The 12,856-nt window shown below is 70.3% G+C and carries 15 protein-coding genes, 1 other RNA gene and 1 riboswitch; of the genes, 9 read left to right on the forward strand and 7 right to left on the reverse strand.

Features of this window, described 5'->3' with window-relative positions; genetic code table 11:
- Positions 1-23: 23 nt before the first annotated feature.
- From cobU to HWX55_RS16535, 4 genes are read left to right on the forward strand one after another with little or no spacing between them, the layout of a single operon-like run.
- A complete protein-coding gene (cobU, locus tag HWX55_RS16520) occupies positions 24-578 on the forward strand; it encodes a bifunctional adenosylcobinamide kinase/adenosylcobinamide-phosphate guanylyltransferase (protein ID WP_175976510.1) in 555 nt (184 codons plus the stop codon).
- Positions 572-1,516 (forward strand): adenosylcobinamide-phosphate synthase CbiB, encoded by a 945-nt coding sequence (gene cbiB / locus HWX55_RS16525; protein ID WP_175976511.1) that lies wholly within the window; start codon positions 572-574, stop codon positions 1,514-1,516. The genes cobU and cbiB overlap by 7 nt, the downstream gene beginning before the upstream one ends.
- Positions 1,509-2,528, forward strand: coding sequence for a threonine-phosphate decarboxylase CobD (gene cobD / locus HWX55_RS16530; protein WP_175976512.1), 1,020 nt, complete (start codon positions 1,509-1,511; stop codon positions 2,526-2,528). The genes cbiB and cobD overlap by 8 nt, the downstream gene beginning before the upstream one ends.
- Entirely contained in the window at positions 2,525-3,442 is a 918-nt protein-coding gene (locus HWX55_RS16535; RefSeq protein WP_175976513.1) for a cobalamin-binding protein, read from the forward strand. Before cobD ends, HWX55_RS16535 begins: the two co-directional genes overlap by 4 nt.
- 103 nt (positions 3,443-3,545) lie before the next feature.
- Here the strand turns inward: HWX55_RS16535 and cobC are convergent, their stop codons facing one another.
- From cobC to HWX55_RS16560, 5 genes are all read right to left on the reverse strand, one after another.
- Positions 3,546-4,130 carry an alpha-ribazole phosphatase gene (gene cobC / locus HWX55_RS16540; RefSeq protein WP_175976514.1) on the reverse strand — a complete coding sequence of 195 codons (585 nt, stop codon included), beginning with the start codon at positions 4,128-4,130 and terminating at the stop codon, positions 3,546-3,548.
- The gene (locus HWX55_RS16545) at positions 4,115-4,867 is read right to left on the reverse strand and encodes an adenosylcobinamide-GDP ribazoletransferase (RefSeq protein WP_050012060.1); all 753 of its coding nucleotides are present in this window, start codon (positions 4,865-4,867) and stop codon (positions 4,115-4,117) included. Before HWX55_RS16545 ends, cobC begins: the two co-directional genes overlap by 16 nt.
- 13 nt (positions 4,868-4,880) lie before the next feature.
- Complete coding sequence (gene cobT / locus HWX55_RS16550) at positions 4,881-5,936, reverse strand: nicotinate-nucleotide--dimethylbenzimidazole phosphoribosyltransferase (RefSeq protein WP_050012061.1); 1,056 nt, start codon at positions 5,934-5,936, stop codon at positions 4,881-4,883.
- A gap of 61 nt (positions 5,937-5,997) precedes the next feature.
- Positions 5,998-6,816 (reverse strand): ABC transporter ATP-binding protein, encoded by an 819-nt coding sequence (locus HWX55_RS16555; protein ID WP_175976515.1) that lies wholly within the window; start codon positions 6,814-6,816, stop codon positions 5,998-6,000.
- On the reverse strand, positions 6,813-7,811 hold the full coding sequence (locus tag HWX55_RS16560; protein WP_244140590.1) for an iron ABC transporter permease: 999 nt from the start codon (positions 7,809-7,811) through the stop codon (positions 6,813-6,815). The genes HWX55_RS16555 and HWX55_RS16560 overlap by 4 nt, the downstream gene beginning before the upstream one ends.
- A 158-nt stretch (positions 7,812-7,969) precedes the next feature.
- Positions 7,970-8,219: riboswitch (cobalamin riboswitch) on the reverse strand.
- Between the two features lie 155 nt (positions 8,220-8,374).
- Here HWX55_RS16560 and HWX55_RS16565 point away from each other — a divergent pair.
- From HWX55_RS16565 to HWX55_RS16585, 5 genes are all read left to right on the forward strand, one after another.
- Positions 8,375-8,725 (forward strand): ATPase, encoded by a 351-nt coding sequence (locus tag HWX55_RS16565; protein WP_006478092.1) that lies wholly within the window; start codon positions 8,375-8,377, stop codon positions 8,723-8,725.
- A complete protein-coding gene (locus HWX55_RS16570; protein ID WP_006478091.1) occupies positions 8,722-9,036 on the forward strand; it encodes a cell division protein ZapA in 315 nt (104 codons plus the stop codon). The genes HWX55_RS16565 and HWX55_RS16570 overlap by 4 nt, the downstream gene beginning before the upstream one ends.
- An 81-nt stretch (positions 9,037-9,117) precedes the next feature.
- Positions 9,118-9,299, forward strand: a non-coding RNA gene (gene ssrS, locus HWX55_RS16575) — 6S RNA.
- 69 nt (positions 9,300-9,368) lie between these two features.
- Entirely contained in the window at positions 9,369-9,830 is a 462-nt protein-coding gene (locus HWX55_RS16580) for an EVE domain-containing protein (protein WP_006478090.1), read from the forward strand.
- A 181-nt stretch (positions 9,831-10,011) separates the two neighbouring features.
- A complete protein-coding gene (locus HWX55_RS16585) occupies positions 10,012-10,752 on the forward strand; it encodes an SIMPL domain-containing protein (protein WP_050012064.1) in 741 nt (246 codons plus the stop codon).
- A 136-nt stretch (positions 10,753-10,888) separates the two neighbouring features.
- Here HWX55_RS16585 and lgt read toward each other — a convergent pair whose 3' ends face one another.
- Both lgt and HWX55_RS16595 read right to left on the reverse strand, forming a co-directional pair.
- Positions 10,889-11,785 carry a prolipoprotein diacylglyceryl transferase gene (gene lgt, locus HWX55_RS16590; protein ID WP_175976516.1) on the reverse strand — a complete coding sequence of 299 codons (897 nt, stop codon included), beginning with the start codon at positions 11,783-11,785 and terminating at the stop codon, positions 10,889-10,891.
- A gap of 89 nt (positions 11,786-11,874) precedes the next feature.
- Positions 11,875-12,840 (reverse strand): LysR substrate-binding domain-containing protein, encoded by a 966-nt coding sequence (locus HWX55_RS16595; protein ID WP_175976517.1) that lies wholly within the window; start codon positions 12,838-12,840, stop codon positions 11,875-11,877.
- Positions 12,841-12,856 lie beyond the last annotated feature (16 nt).

Genomic DNA, 12,856 nt, shown 5'->3' on the forward strand with positions numbered 1-12,856 from the left:
GCCCGCGCCGTTACAATCACGCGATGATTCCGCACGACCTCACCTTCGTCCTCGGCGGCGCGCGCTCGGGCAAGAGCGCGCATGCCGAGCGGCTCGCCGCCGACAGCGGCCGCCCCGTCACCTACATCGCGACCGCGACCGCCGCCGATCCCGAATTCGCGCAGCGCATCGCGCATCACCGCGCGCGCCGGCCGGCCGACTGGGGGTTCGCCGACGCGAGCGTCGATCTCGCCGGCACGCTCGCGCGGCTCGACGATCCGCACGCGTGCCTGCTCGTCGACTGCCTGACGCTGTGGCTCACGAACCTGCTGTGCCCGGCCGACGGCGAACCGCTCGACGACGCGCAGTACGCGGCCCAGGTCGAGCGGCTCGAGCACGCGCTGCTCGGCGCGCGCGCGAAGGTGATCGTCGTCAGCAACGAGATCGGGCTCGGCGTCGTGCCGCTCGGGTCGGTCACGCGCCGCTACGTCGACGAGCTCGGCCGCCTGAACCAGCGCGTCGCCGCGCTCGCGACGCGCGTCACGCTGCTGGTTGCCGGGCTGCCGCTCGACCTCAAGGCGGGCGCGCCGTCATGCTGATGCTGTCACTGCCCGTCGTCGCGATGCTCGCGGTCGCGGCCGCGATCGTCGACCGCGCCATCGGCGAGCCGGCCGGCTGGCATCCGCTCGTCGCGTTCGGCCGCGTCGCCGCGCGCATCGAAGCCGCGCTGAACACGGGCCGGCGCGGCCGCGTGGTCGGCGTCGCCGCGTGGCTCGCGGCGGTCGTGCCGCCGGTGGCCGTCGCGGCATGGCTCGTCGCCGTGCTGCCCTGGCCGTTCGCGGCGGCGCTGCACATCGCGCTGCTGTGGTTCGCGCTCGGCGCGAAGAGCCTCGCCGACCACGTCGCGCCGATCGCCGCCGCGCTGCTGCGGCACGACCTCGACGCGGCGCGCACGCTGACCGCGCGCATCGTGTCGCGGGACACGAGCAACGCGGACGAAGGTGCGCTGTCGCGCGCGGCCGTCGAATCGGCGCTCGAAAACGGCAACGACGCGATCTTCGGCGCGCTCTTCTGGTTCGTCGTCGCGGGCGGCCCCGGCGCGTTGCTGTTCCGGCTCGCGAACACGCTCGACGCGATGTGGGGCTACCGCACGCCGCGCTTCCTGACCTTCGGCTGGGCCGCCGCGCGCCTCGACGATGCGCTGAACTGGATGCCCGCGCGCCTCACCGCCGCGAGCTACGCGCTGCTCGGCGACACGGTCGCCGCGTGGCGCTGCTGGCGCACGCAGGCGCGCCACTGGGACAGCCCGAACGCGGGCCCCGTGATGGCCGCGGGCGCCGGCAGCCTGAACGTGCAGCTCGGCGGCCCGGCCGTCTATCACGGCGAGATCGAGGATCGGCCGGTGCTCGGCACCGGCGCCACGGCCACCGCCCTTCACATCGTCGCCGCGCTGTCGCTCGTCACGCGCACGCTCGCGCTGTGGCTCGCGCTGCTGGTCGCGAGCGGCGCACTCGTCATGGCCTCCCATCATGTCTGATTCATCCATCGCGCACGGCGGCAACCTGCACGAAGCCGCCCGCCGCCACGGCATTCCGTACGACGCGTGGCTCGACCTGTCGACCGGCATCAATCCGGTCGGCTACCCGGTTCCGCCCGTGCCGGCCGACGCGTGGCGCCGGCTGCCCGACGACGGCGACGGCCTCGCGGCCTGCGCCGCGCGGTACTACCACGCGTCCGACGCCGCGCACGTACTACCGGTTGCCGGCAGCCAGGCCGCGATCCGTGCGTTGCCGGCATTGCTGCCAGCCGGTGACGCAGGCGTCGCGGCGCTCGCGTACGGCGAATACGCGCCCGCGTTCGCGCGCCACGGCCATCGCGTCGTCACGCTCGACATCCGCGCGGATACGCTGCCCGCAACGCTGCGCCACGTCATCGTCGGGAATCCGAATAATCCGACCGCCGAGTTCGTGCCGACCGCGCGCCTGCTCGGCTGGCACGCGCAACTGGCGGCACGCGGCGGTACGTTGATCGTCGACGAAGCGTTCGCCGATACGGGCGCGACGCCATCGCTCGCGCCACAGGTCGATCGTCCAGGGCTCGTCGTGCTGCGCTCGGTCGGCAAGTTCTTCGGGCTGGCCGGGATCCGCGCGGGCTTCGTGCTCGCAGATCCCTTGCTGATCGCCGCGCTGCGCGACGTGCTCGGCGCGTGGACCGTCAGCGGCCCCGCACGCCACGCGGTCGCCGCGGCATTCGCCGACCGCGCATGGCAAGCTGCCGCGCGCGAGCGGCTCGCGGCCGACGGCGAAAGACTGGCCGCGTTGCTGCGCGCGCACGGCTTCGCGGTGCGCGCGACGCCGCTGTTCAGCTGGACCGACGATCCGCGCGCCGCGGCGCTGCATCCGGCGCTCGCGGCACATGGGATCTGGACGCGGTACTTCCCGACGCCGTCGAGCGTGCGCATCGGCCTGCCAGGCAGCGAAGCCGAGTGGCGGCGCCTCGGCGATGCGCTCGCGCATTGCGTGCCGCTGCTGCAGCGGGCCACCGCATGAGTTCACGCGTGTTCCGTCGGCTGACACCGGCCGCGCTGCTGGTCGCGCTCGCTCACGCGCCGCTCGTCCACGCCGACGTGACGACGCGCGACGACGCCGGCAATACGGTCACGCTACCCGCGCCCGCGCAGCGCGTGATCAGCCTCGCGCCGCACGCGACCGAGCTCGTCTATGCGGCCGGCGGCGGTGCGAAGCTCGTCGGCACCGTCACGTACAGCGACTATCCGGCGGCCGCGCAAGCGGTGCCGCGCGTCGGCGACAACAAGGCGCTCGATCTCGAACGCATCGCCGCGCTGAAGCCCGACCTGATCGTCGTCTGGCGGCACGGCAACGCCGAGCGGCAGACCGACGCGCTGCGCGCGCTGCACATCCCGCTGTTCTTCAGCGAACCGAAGCATCTCGACGACGTGTCGTCGTCGTTGCGCCGGCTCGGCACGCTGCTCGGCACGCAACCGGCCGCCGATGCCGCCGCGGCCGCCTTTACGCGGGACATCGCGACACTGCGCGCACGCTACGCGGCACGCCCGCCCGTCACGCTGTTCTTCCAGGTGTGGGACCGCCCGCTGACGACGCTCAACGGCACGCACCTGATCAACGAAGTATTCGAACTCTGCGGCGGCCGCAACGTGTTCGCGTCGCTCAAGCCGCTCGCGCCGACCGTGACCGACGAGGCCGTGCTCGCGGCGAATCCGGAAGCGATCGTGACGACGGGTAGCGGCGCGACCCGTTCGAACGAACTGCTGCCGAGCCTCGCGCGCTGGCGCGCGTGGCCCGCGCTGACGGCCGTGGCGCGCAACAACCTGTTCGCAATCGATGGCGATCTGCTGACGCGGCCGGCGCCGCGGATCGCGCAGGGTGCGGCCGCGCTGTGCGAGGATCTGGAGGCCGCCCGTGCGCGGCGACCGGCGCGCTAATTTCCGGCGGGTTGCGGTGCATCGTGCACCGATGCCGGATGCGTGCGGTGCTCGAAACAGATCGCGCCGTGCGCAGCGCAGTTCACCTGCAGACGCAATGCGCCTATGCATCCCAGTGCACGACTTCCCACGTTCGCGCGGCGCCCTCCCTGCGCAGCCACACCACCCCGCCCGTCGGCACCGGCCGCGACAGCAGCGTATCGAGCGGCACGCGCAACACATGCGACGCGAATGCGCGGATCACGCCCGCATGCGTGACGACCCATTGCGGCCCGTCGAACGCCGCAAGCGCCTCGGCCTGCCGCGCCACCCGCGCGACGAATCGCGCGACGCTCTCTCCGCCATGCGCGCACGCATGCATCAGGTCGGCCGCCCACGCATCGAGCGCCGCGCGGTCGATATCGTCCCAGCGCTGCATTTCCCACGCGCCGAAATCCATTTCCTGCCAGTCGTCATCGCCCAGCAGCGGTACGTCGAATGCCCGCGCGAGCCGTTCGGCAACCGACGCACAGCGCGTCAGCGGGCTCGTCCACACCTGTTCGGGAAACAGCGCACCTAGCTCCGCCAGATGCGTGCGCACGGCCAGCGCGCCGCCATCGGCCGATTCAGCGAGCGGCACGTCGCTGCGCCCGTAGCAGACGCCCGGCTCGATGCCGACGGCCGGATGACGGATCAGGACGACGTCCATCCGAGCACCACCAGATAGATCGCCAGTTCGCCCAGTTGCTGCGCGAAGCCGAGACAGTCGCCCGTATAACCGCCGATCCGCTTCACGAAATAGCGGGCCGCCCATGCGCGCACGAGCACGAGCGCCACGCAGGCGGCAACGCCCATGCGCCAGTCCGGCCAGAACAGCCACGGCAGTCCGAACACCGCCGCGACGCACGCCGCACGTGCGTCCATTCGTTGCGCGACCGGCTTCGCCTTGCCTTCGGGCCGCACGTAGTCGAGCGTCATCAGCAGGCTCACGGCCATCGCGCGGCTCGCCGCGTGCGCGGCGATCATCGTCCAGGCGGCACGCAGCGGCAGCATCGACGCCAGCGCCTGCCATTTCAGGCCGAGCGCGATCACGAGCGCGACCGCGCCGAACGTGCCGATCCGCGAATCGTGCATGATGCGCAGCACGTCGTCGCGCGTGTAACCGCCGCCGAACGCATCGCAGCTGTCGGCGAGGCCGTCTTCGTGGAACGCGCCGGTCGCGAGCAGCGTCGCGGCCATCGACAGCCCGACCGCGATCGACGGCGGCAGCACGCGCAGCGCGACGAGATAGACGAGCGCGCCCCACGCGCCGACGCACGCGCCGACGAGCGGGAAATAGCGCGCGGCCTGGTCGAGATCGCCGGCCGCGTAGCCGATCGAGCGCGGCACGGGTACGCGCGTGAAATAGCCGAGCGCGACGAAGAAGTAGCGCAGCTCGGCGCGCATGCCGCGCACGCGCTCAGGCGTCACGATCGTCGACGCCGGCGGATTCGAAGCTCGCCATCTCGCTGAGGAACGCGGCCGCCGCGCGCACCAGCGGCAGCGCGAGCGCGGCGCCCGTGCCTTCGCCGAGCCGCAGGTCGAGCGCGAGCAGCGGCTTCGCGCCGAAATGCTCGAGCATGCGCCGGTGGCCGGCCTCGTGCGACGTATGCGAGAACACGCAGTAGTCGCGCACGCCGGGCGCGATGCGCTCGGCGACGAGCAGCGCGGCGGTCGCGATGAAGCCGTCGACGAGGATCGTCATCCGCTCGCTCGCGGCCGCGAGGTACGCGCCGGTCATCATCGCGATCTCGAAGCCGCCGAACGTCGCGAGCACGTCGAGCGGCGCGATCGCATGCGAGTGCTTGACGAGCGCGCGACCGAGCACCGCACGCTTGTGCGCGAGGCCCTGATCGTCGAGGCCCGTGCCGCGGCCGACGCAGGCGTCGATCGGCACGTCGAGCAGGCGGCTCATCAGGCACGCGGCCGACGACGTATTCGCGATCCCCATCTCGCCGAAGCCGATCACGTTCGTGCCGAGCGACGCGTGCAGGCGCACGCGCGCCGCGCCCGCGGCCAGCGCCGTCATCGCTTCTTCACGCGTCATCGCCGGTTCCGCCGCGAAGTTGCGCGTGCCGCGCGCGACCGGAACCGACACCAGCCGGTCCGACAGCGGCAGCGGCGACGCGACGCCCGCATCGACGATCTCGAGCGTGCTCTGCGCGACGCCCGAAAACGCGTTGATCGCCGCGCCGCCGGCGAGGAAATTCGCGACCATCTGCGCGGTCACCGCCTGCGGATAAGGGCTGACGCCCTCGGCCGCGATCCCGTGGTCGCCCGCGAACACGATCGTCACGGGACGCTGCACGACCGGCCGCTCGGTGCGCTGGATCAGGCCGATCTGCAGCGCGAGCGCCTCGAGCTGGCCGAGGCTGCCGGGCGGCTTGGTCTTGTGGTCGATCACATGCTGCAGGCGCGTGCGCAGCGCGTCGTCTAGCGGCGCGATCGCGGGCGGGAATTGGGTCGAAGTGGTCATCGAGGAGCCGTGTGGTGGGCGCGGCATGCGCCGCGCATCGGAAAATTCGAAACGAGAAAGATCATTGTCGCGCGGGCCACGCCGGCAACAGCGCATCGCGGCCGTTCTCGCGGATCAGCACGAGCGGATAGCCGAACGCGTCGCTCGCGCGCTCCGGCGTCAGCACGTCGTGCACGCGGCCGGCCCACGCATGGCCGCGGCCGTCGAGCAACAACGCATGCGTCGCGAAACGCCGCGCGAGATTCAGGTCGTGACATGAAAACATCACCGTGCGCGGGCCCGCCGCGAGCCAGGCGGCCAGCGCGGTCAGGCAGTCGATCTGGTGATGCAGGTCGAGATGCGCGAGCGGTTCGTCGAGCAGCATCAGCGGCGCATCCTGGCACAGCGTCGCGGCCAGCGCGACCCGCTGCCGCTCGCCGCCCGACAGCGACATCACGTCGCGCGACGCGAGCGGGCTCAGGTCGAACGTCGCAAGCGCATCGCGCGCGGCCGCGCGGTCGCCGTCGCGCTCCCACCCCCAGCCGCCGAGATACGGAAAGCGGTTGAGCAGCACCGTGTCGAACACGGTCGCGCTGAACGCATCGTGCCATTGCTGCGGCATCAGCGCGCGGCGCTGCGCGAGTCGTTCGGGGCGCCACGCGGCCAGCGGCCGGCCGTCGATCTCGACGTGTCCCGCGGCGGGCGGCTGCAATCCCGCGAGCGTGGCGAGCAGCGTCGTCTTGCCCGCGCCGTTCGGCCCCGCGACGCACCAGATCTCGCCGGGGCGGAACGCGTGCGTGAAGCGGTCGAGCAGCGTGCGCGCGCCGGCCTTCAGCGTCAGGTCGACGGCCGTGTAGCGCACGTCGCCGGCAGCGGCGTTCAGTGCTGCGGTGCCTGTCATCGCATCGGCCTCCTCAGCAACATCCACAGGAACACGGGCACGCCGATCAACGCGGTCATCACGCCGACCGGCAATTGTGCGGGCGCGATCGCGGTGCGCGCGAGCAGGTCGGCCGCCATCACGCCGCCACCGCCCGCGAGCATCGCGGCCGGCAGCAGCATCCGCTGGTCGTTGCCGAACGCGAGCCGCAACGCGTGCGGCACGACGAGCCCGACGAAGCCGATCGTACCGGCCGTCGTCACCGCGGCCGCGGCGGCCAGCGACGCGACGAGATAGATCCGCACGCGCAGGCGCGCGACCGGCACGCCGAGCGCGAGCGCAGTCGCGTCGCCGCGCAGCAGCACGTTCAGTTGCGGCGCGGCCGGCAACGCGACGCCTGCGCTCAACAGCAGCGCGCCCCACGCGAACCAAGGCGCCGTCGCGCCGTTCAGGTCGCCCGTCAGCCAGAAGATGATGCCGCGCAGCCGCGCGTCGGGCGCAAGCGACAGCAGCAGCGTGACGAGCGCGCCCCACCCCGCCGCGATCACGACGCCCGTGAGCAGCAGCCGCGGCGACGCGTCGCGCGATTCGCCGCGCCACAGCTCGCGCCTCGCGAGACCGAGCACGAGCGCGACCGAGACGAGCGAACCGGCGAACGCGGATGCGTCGACGAGCCACCACGCGCCGCCCGCGATCATCGCGACGAGCGCGAAGCCGGCCGCGCCGCCGGACACGCCCAGTACATACGGCTCCGCGAGCGGATTGCGCAGCAACACCTGCAACAACGCGCCGGCCAGCGCGAGCAGCGCGCCGCACGCGAAACCCGCGAGCGCGCGCGGCAGGCGCAGCGTCCGGACGATATCGGCAAACAGGGTATCGCCGCCGTGCGGCACGAGCGACGCGAGCGCCTGCCACGGCGACATCGGCACGCTGCCGATCGACAGCGACGCGACGAACAGCAGCGCGACCATGACGGCCAGCGCAGCCCAGATCGCGGCGGCGCGTGCCGCGCTCATGCCGCGCACGACCGCACGCACGACGCGCGGCGCATCCGCTTGCGGGGGCCAGCCGAGCGCGACAGTGGCACGTGGCGGACGATTGGGGTCGGCATCGAAGAACGTTCCGTGAAACAGTGCACGCCCCGCTTCCCCGCAGGCCGCGCGTCATGGAGCCCGTGCGGGCTCCCCGTCTCGGCCGGTATCCGGGCTGGCGGCGGTCCGGCTCGCCTTCCCGCGCCATGACGCGCAGTGGCCCGCGTCCGCATGCGACCTGCACGCGAAACGCGCCCGAGCCGGCCTGCATCATGCGACGCGGCCGCTTACCGTTGCGGGGGCAGCGCAGGTTGGCGCGCTCGTGGAGCCCGCACCCTGCTTCCCGTTTAACCGCGCGTCCTGCGCGCGAGCACCGAGGCGGCGCCCAGTTTAGGAGTCGGCCGCGCGAGCGTCAAGGAAGCGTCCGGAGCCGCGCGGGACGCGTCCATTCGCGGCAAGAAGCAGGGGTGTTACGACTGGAAACGTTACAGATGTCGGATTGCACGGTATTCCGCGCTAAAATGCTGGGTCTTTAGAGGACGCAGCAAATGCTCAACGAACTCGAAACCCTGTCTCAAAATATTGGCCGTCTGATTTCGCTGAACAAGCGCTATCACTCGGAACGGCTCGCGCTCGAGGAGCAGGTCGCGCAATTGCGCGCGGAAGCGGATACGGTCCGCGCGGAACTCGCGCAGCTGCGCGACGAACGCAATGCGCTCGCGGCCGAGCGCGACACGCTGTCGGCGAAGATCGACGACGCCCAGGTGAAACTGAACGCGATTCTCGAAAAGCTGCCGCGCTCGAAGAGCGCGGAGCAAGCCGACAACCAGCTCGACCTGCTCGATGCGCAGGCGCGCACGGATGGCGATGACGCGGCCAGCCACGGAGAACATGCATGAGCACCAAGCAGATCGAAGTCTCGATTCTCGGTCAGCCCTATCGGCTCGCCTGTTCGGCCGAGACCGAAGCGGCGCTGCTCGAAGCGGTCGCGCGCGTCGATGCCGAAATGTCGAAAATCCGCTCGAACAGCTCGGTGCGCGGCACCGATCGCATCGCGGTGATGGCGGCGCTGTCGCTTGCGTCGGAATTGCTGCGGTTGCAAACGAGCGTGCGGCACGGTGAAGCATTTCCGGCGGAAGAAATCCGTCGTACAATGCACCAGATGAACGAACAGCTCGGCGCGGTGCTCGCACAGCACGAGACGCAGTAACGTTTCAAACGATGCGTCGATTCCGCTTGATCTCGACGGTCAACGGTGGTCAAATTGGCGCATCGAAACACAGTTCAGTCAGCTTCCCTGCCTGGTTCGCCAAGGTCATATATTCCTTGAACCAATGCCATGTGCACGGTTGCGGAAATTTGTAGCACGGGCGCGCGCGTCACTCTGTCTGATGTACCCGAAGTGCTGCTAACTGCGACCAATTCTGAACCTCAGGTTCAGGATGCCGGCCTAGCGGCCAAGGCGGGGGCCTATCCAACGGCATCGGGAACTCCCGATGCCGTTTCCTTTTGCAGCAGCCCCTTCTGCGTCGATTACGATCCATGCAATACTGGCTGATGAAGTCCGAACCGGACGAAGCAAGCATCGACGATCTCGCCAACGCACCGCAGCGCTCGCTGCCGTGGACCGGCGTGCGCAATTATCAAGCGCGTAATTTCATGCGCGACACGATGAAGATCGGCGACGGCGTGCTGTTCTATCACTCGAGCTGCCCCGAGCCGGGCATCGCGGGCCTCGCCGAAGTATCGTCCACGCCCTACCCCGATCCCACGCAATTCGATCCGAAAAGCCCCTATTACGACCCGAAATCGACGCAGGAAGCGCCACGCTGGCTGCTCGTCGACGTGCGCTTCGTGAAGAAGTCGCCGCTCGTGCCGCTCGCCGCGCTGCGCGAGCACGACGAGCTCGCCGACATGCGCGTGCTCGCCCGTGGCAACCGGCTGTCGATCACGCCCGTCACGCGCGCGGAATGGCGGTTCATCACCGAAAAGTTGATGAAGTAGGCGCCGGCCAAAAGGTCAAATCTGGTCAGTACGCACTGCCGCAACGGAACTCGCGGCGCTTTCGCGCAGCCTAAGCAACCGCTGTCGGCCGATCGGCCGGCCGTCGTTTTTTTCGTCGCGCGGTACGCCCGCGTCGCGCACGCGTGATCCGCATGCGCGCCCTCGCACAAGGAGTCCAACAATGACCAAGAAATCCGCACTCGCGCTGTCGCTCGCTCTCGCCGCCGCCGTTCCGGTCGCGCTGACGCTCGCGTCGCCCGCCGCGCACGCCCAGACGGCGAACCCGCACTTTCCGGAGCCGGCCGGCGTGCTGTCGCTTTCGTCGCAGGCCAGCGCCGACGTGCCGCAGGACATCATCCACATCACGCTGTTCTACGAGCAGCAGGCCAAGGACCCGGGCAGCCTCACCGCGCAGTTGAACCAGCGCGCGGATGCGGCCCTGTCGCAGGCGAAGGGCGTGTCGGGCGTCACCGCGCACACGGGCGCGTTCTCCGTGTATCCGAGCACCGATCGCGACGGCAAGATCTCCGCATGGCGCGGCCGCACCGAGGTCGCGCTCGAATCGCGCGATTTCGCCGCGGCGTCGAAGCTGGCAGGCCAGTTGTCGAACCTGATGCAGGTTGCGAACGTCGAGTTCTCGCTGTCGCCGGAAGCGCAGCGCACGGCCGAGCAGAAGCTCACGACCGAAGCGATCAAGTCGTTCCGCGCCCGCGCGGACGAAGCCGCGAAGGCGTTCGGCTACAACAGCTACACGATCCGCGACGTGAACGTCGGCAGCGGCCGCAACGTGCAGCCGTACCCGCGCATGATGGCGATGGCCGCGGCGCCGATGGACAGCGCGAAGATGAGCGCGCCGATCGCGGTCGAAGGCGGCAAGGCCACCGTGTCGGTCACCGTCAACGGCTCGGTGCAGATGAAGTAACGCGCATCGCGCCGTTGTCGGAAACGAAAACGCCGGCCCGAGGGCCGGCGTTTTTCATGTGCATCCGGGCAGCCGATGCACGCGCCGATCGCGCGTACATCGATACCGCGTCATGCAGCGACCTCATGCAGCCACTTCAAGCGGCCGCATTCGCGTTCGCCGCGCGACGGCGATACGCCCAGACCATCATCGCGATACCCGCGAGGATCATCGGCAGCGACAGCCACTGCCCCATCGACAGGCCGAGCGCGAGCAGGCCGAGGAAGTCGTCCGGCTCGCGCGCGAATTCGACCGTGAAACGAGCAAGGCCATAACCGATCAGGAACAGCGCGGATATCGCGCCCATCGGCCGCGGCTTGCGCGCGAACAGGAACAGCACGAAGAACAGCGCGATGCCCTCGAGCGCGATTTCATAGAGCTGCGAAGGATGGCGCGGCAGCATCTGGTATTGCATGAACACGTCGGCGAGATGCCACTTCTCGACGAGTGCCGGATGTTTCGGCAGCCATGCCGCGTCGTCGCGCATCGCCCCCGGGAACAGCATCGCCCACGGCGCCGTCGGATCGGTCACGCGGCCCCACAGCTCGCCGTTGATGAAATTGCCGAGCCGCCCCGCTGCCAGCCCCAACGGCACCATCGGCGCGACGAAATCGGTGACCTGCAGCCAGTGCCGCTTGCGCTGCCACGCGAACAGCACCATCGCGAGCGTCACGCCGAGGAAGCCGCCGTGAAACGACATGCCGCCTTCCCACACCTTGAACACGTCGAGCGGATGCGAGAAGTAGAAATCGGCCTTGTAGAACAGCACGTAGCCAAGCCGGCCGCCGAGCACGGTGCCGAGCACGCCGTAGAACATCATGTCGTCGATGTCCTTCGCGGTCCAGCCCTGCGCGGCGACATACGGCAGCTTCAGGCGGATCCGGCCGACGACGATCGCCGCGATGAAGCCGACGAGATACATGAGGCCATACCAGCGCACGGCCAGCGGCCCGAGATGGATCGCAACGGGGTCGAAATTCGGGTGAATGATCATGGGTTAGCGAAGAAGTTTTCGAATACGGTACGGCCGTCGCACACGTGCAGGACCGCGCGTTGGACGGCGCCCGCGCGCCATCGTTCACGTCACGCGGCCGGACCGTGCGCGCGCACGACGTCGATGAAGCCGGCGAGCACGGGGCTGACGTCGCCGGTGCGCCACACGAGGCCCGTCTCGACGACCGGCGCGTGACCGGCGAGCGGCCGGTAGACCACGCCGGTGCGCCGCAGGTTACGCAGCGATTGCGGCACCAGTGCGACGCCCATGCCGGCCGACACGAGGCTGACGATCGTCTGCATCTGGATCGCCTCCTGGCCGATGCGCGGAGTTTCCCCCGCCGCGCCGTAGCAGCCCGTAATGATGTCATAAAAGCCGGGCGCCAAACGGCGCGGAAAGATCACGAGCGGCAACGCGGCGACGTCGGCGAGCTGCACGGGCTCGTCCTCGGGCGCGTCGGACGCCCCGGCCGGCATCGCGACCACCAGCGGCTCGCGCACGACGGGCAGGTACGACAGCCCGGCCGCGTGGCGCGGCGGCACGGGCGGAATGACGAGCCCGGCGTCGATGCGCCCGGCGACGAGTTCGTCGATCTGCACGTCGCTCGTCGCCTCCATGAGTTGCAGCCGCACCTGCGGATAGCGCACGCCGAACGCACGCAGCAACGACGGCAGCAGCCCGTAATCGGCGGTCGACACGAACGCGAGCGACAGCGAGCCGGCCTCGCCGCGCGCGAGCCGACGCGCGAGCGGCGGCAGCGCATCGGCCGATGCCAGCAGCCGGCGCACCTCCGGCAGCAGCGCCGCGCCGACCGCCGTCAGCGCGACCGAGCGCTTGGTGCGCACGAACAGCGCGACGCCGACCGCCGTCAGCGCGACCGAGCGCTTGGTGCGCACGAACAGCGCGACGCCGAGCGCGTCCTCGAGCGCGCGGATCGCCTGCGACAACGGCGGCTGCGTCATCGACAGCCGCTCGGCCGCGCGGCCGAAATGGCGCTCGTCGGCGACGGTCGCGAAATAGCGCCACTGGCGCAGGTCGGGGATCGGATCGGCCATGCTCGACTCATTCGCA

It is taken from the genome of Burkholderia sp. BCC1047, from assembly GCF_902833155.1.
Taxonomy (GTDB): Bacteria; Pseudomonadota; Gammaproteobacteria; order Burkholderiales; family Burkholderiaceae; genus Burkholderia; species Burkholderia sola.

Bases quoted from the DNA above. Each gene is read 5' to 3' on its own strand.
- cobU (WP_175976510.1), top strand. From the start codon at position 24: ATGATTCCGCACGACCTCACCTTCGTCCTCGGCGGCGCGCGCTCGGGC.
- cbiB (WP_175976511.1), top strand. From the start codon at position 572: ATGCTGATGCTGTCACTGCCCGTCGTCGCGATGCTCGCGGTCGCGGCC.
- cobD (WP_175976512.1), top strand. From the start codon at position 1,509: ATGTCTGATTCATCCATCGCGCACGGCGGCAACCTGCACGAAGCCGCC.
- HWX55_RS16535 (WP_175976513.1), top strand. From the start codon at position 2,525: ATGAGTTCACGCGTGTTCCGTCGGCTGACACCGGCCGCGCTGCTGGTC.
- cobC (WP_175976514.1), bottom strand. From the start codon at position 4,130: ATGGACGTCGTCCTGATCCGTCATCCGGCCGTCGGCATCGAGCCGGGC.
- HWX55_RS16545 (WP_050012060.1), bottom strand. From the start codon at position 4,867: ATGCGCGCCGAGCTGCGCTACTTCTTCGTCGCGCTCGGCTATTTCACG.
- cobT (WP_050012061.1), bottom strand. From the start codon at position 5,936: ATGACCACTTCGACCCAATTCCCGCCCGCGATCGCGCCGCTAGACGAC.
- HWX55_RS16555 (WP_175976515.1), bottom strand. From the start codon at position 6,816: ATGACAGGCACCGCAGCACTGAACGCCGCTGCCGGCGACGTGCGCTAC.
- HWX55_RS16560 (WP_244140590.1), bottom strand. From the start codon at position 7,811: ATGAGCGCGGCACGCGCCGCCGCGATCTGGGCTGCGCTGGCCGTCATG.
- HWX55_RS16565 (WP_006478092.1), top strand. From the start codon at position 8,375: ATGCTCAACGAACTCGAAACCCTGTCTCAAAATATTGGCCGTCTGATT.
- HWX55_RS16570 (WP_006478091.1), top strand. From the start codon at position 8,722: ATGAGCACCAAGCAGATCGAAGTCTCGATTCTCGGTCAGCCCTATCGG.
- HWX55_RS16580 (WP_006478090.1), top strand. From the start codon at position 9,369: ATGCAATACTGGCTGATGAAGTCCGAACCGGACGAAGCAAGCATCGAC.
- HWX55_RS16585 (WP_050012064.1), top strand. From the start codon at position 10,012: ATGACCAAGAAATCCGCACTCGCGCTGTCGCTCGCTCTCGCCGCCGCC.
- lgt (WP_175976516.1), bottom strand. From the start codon at position 11,785: ATGATCATTCACCCGAATTTCGACCCCGTTGCGATCCATCTCGGGCCG.
- HWX55_RS16595 (WP_175976517.1), bottom strand. From the start codon at position 12,840: ATGGCCGATCCGATCCCCGACCTGCGCCAGTGGCGCTATTTCGCGACC.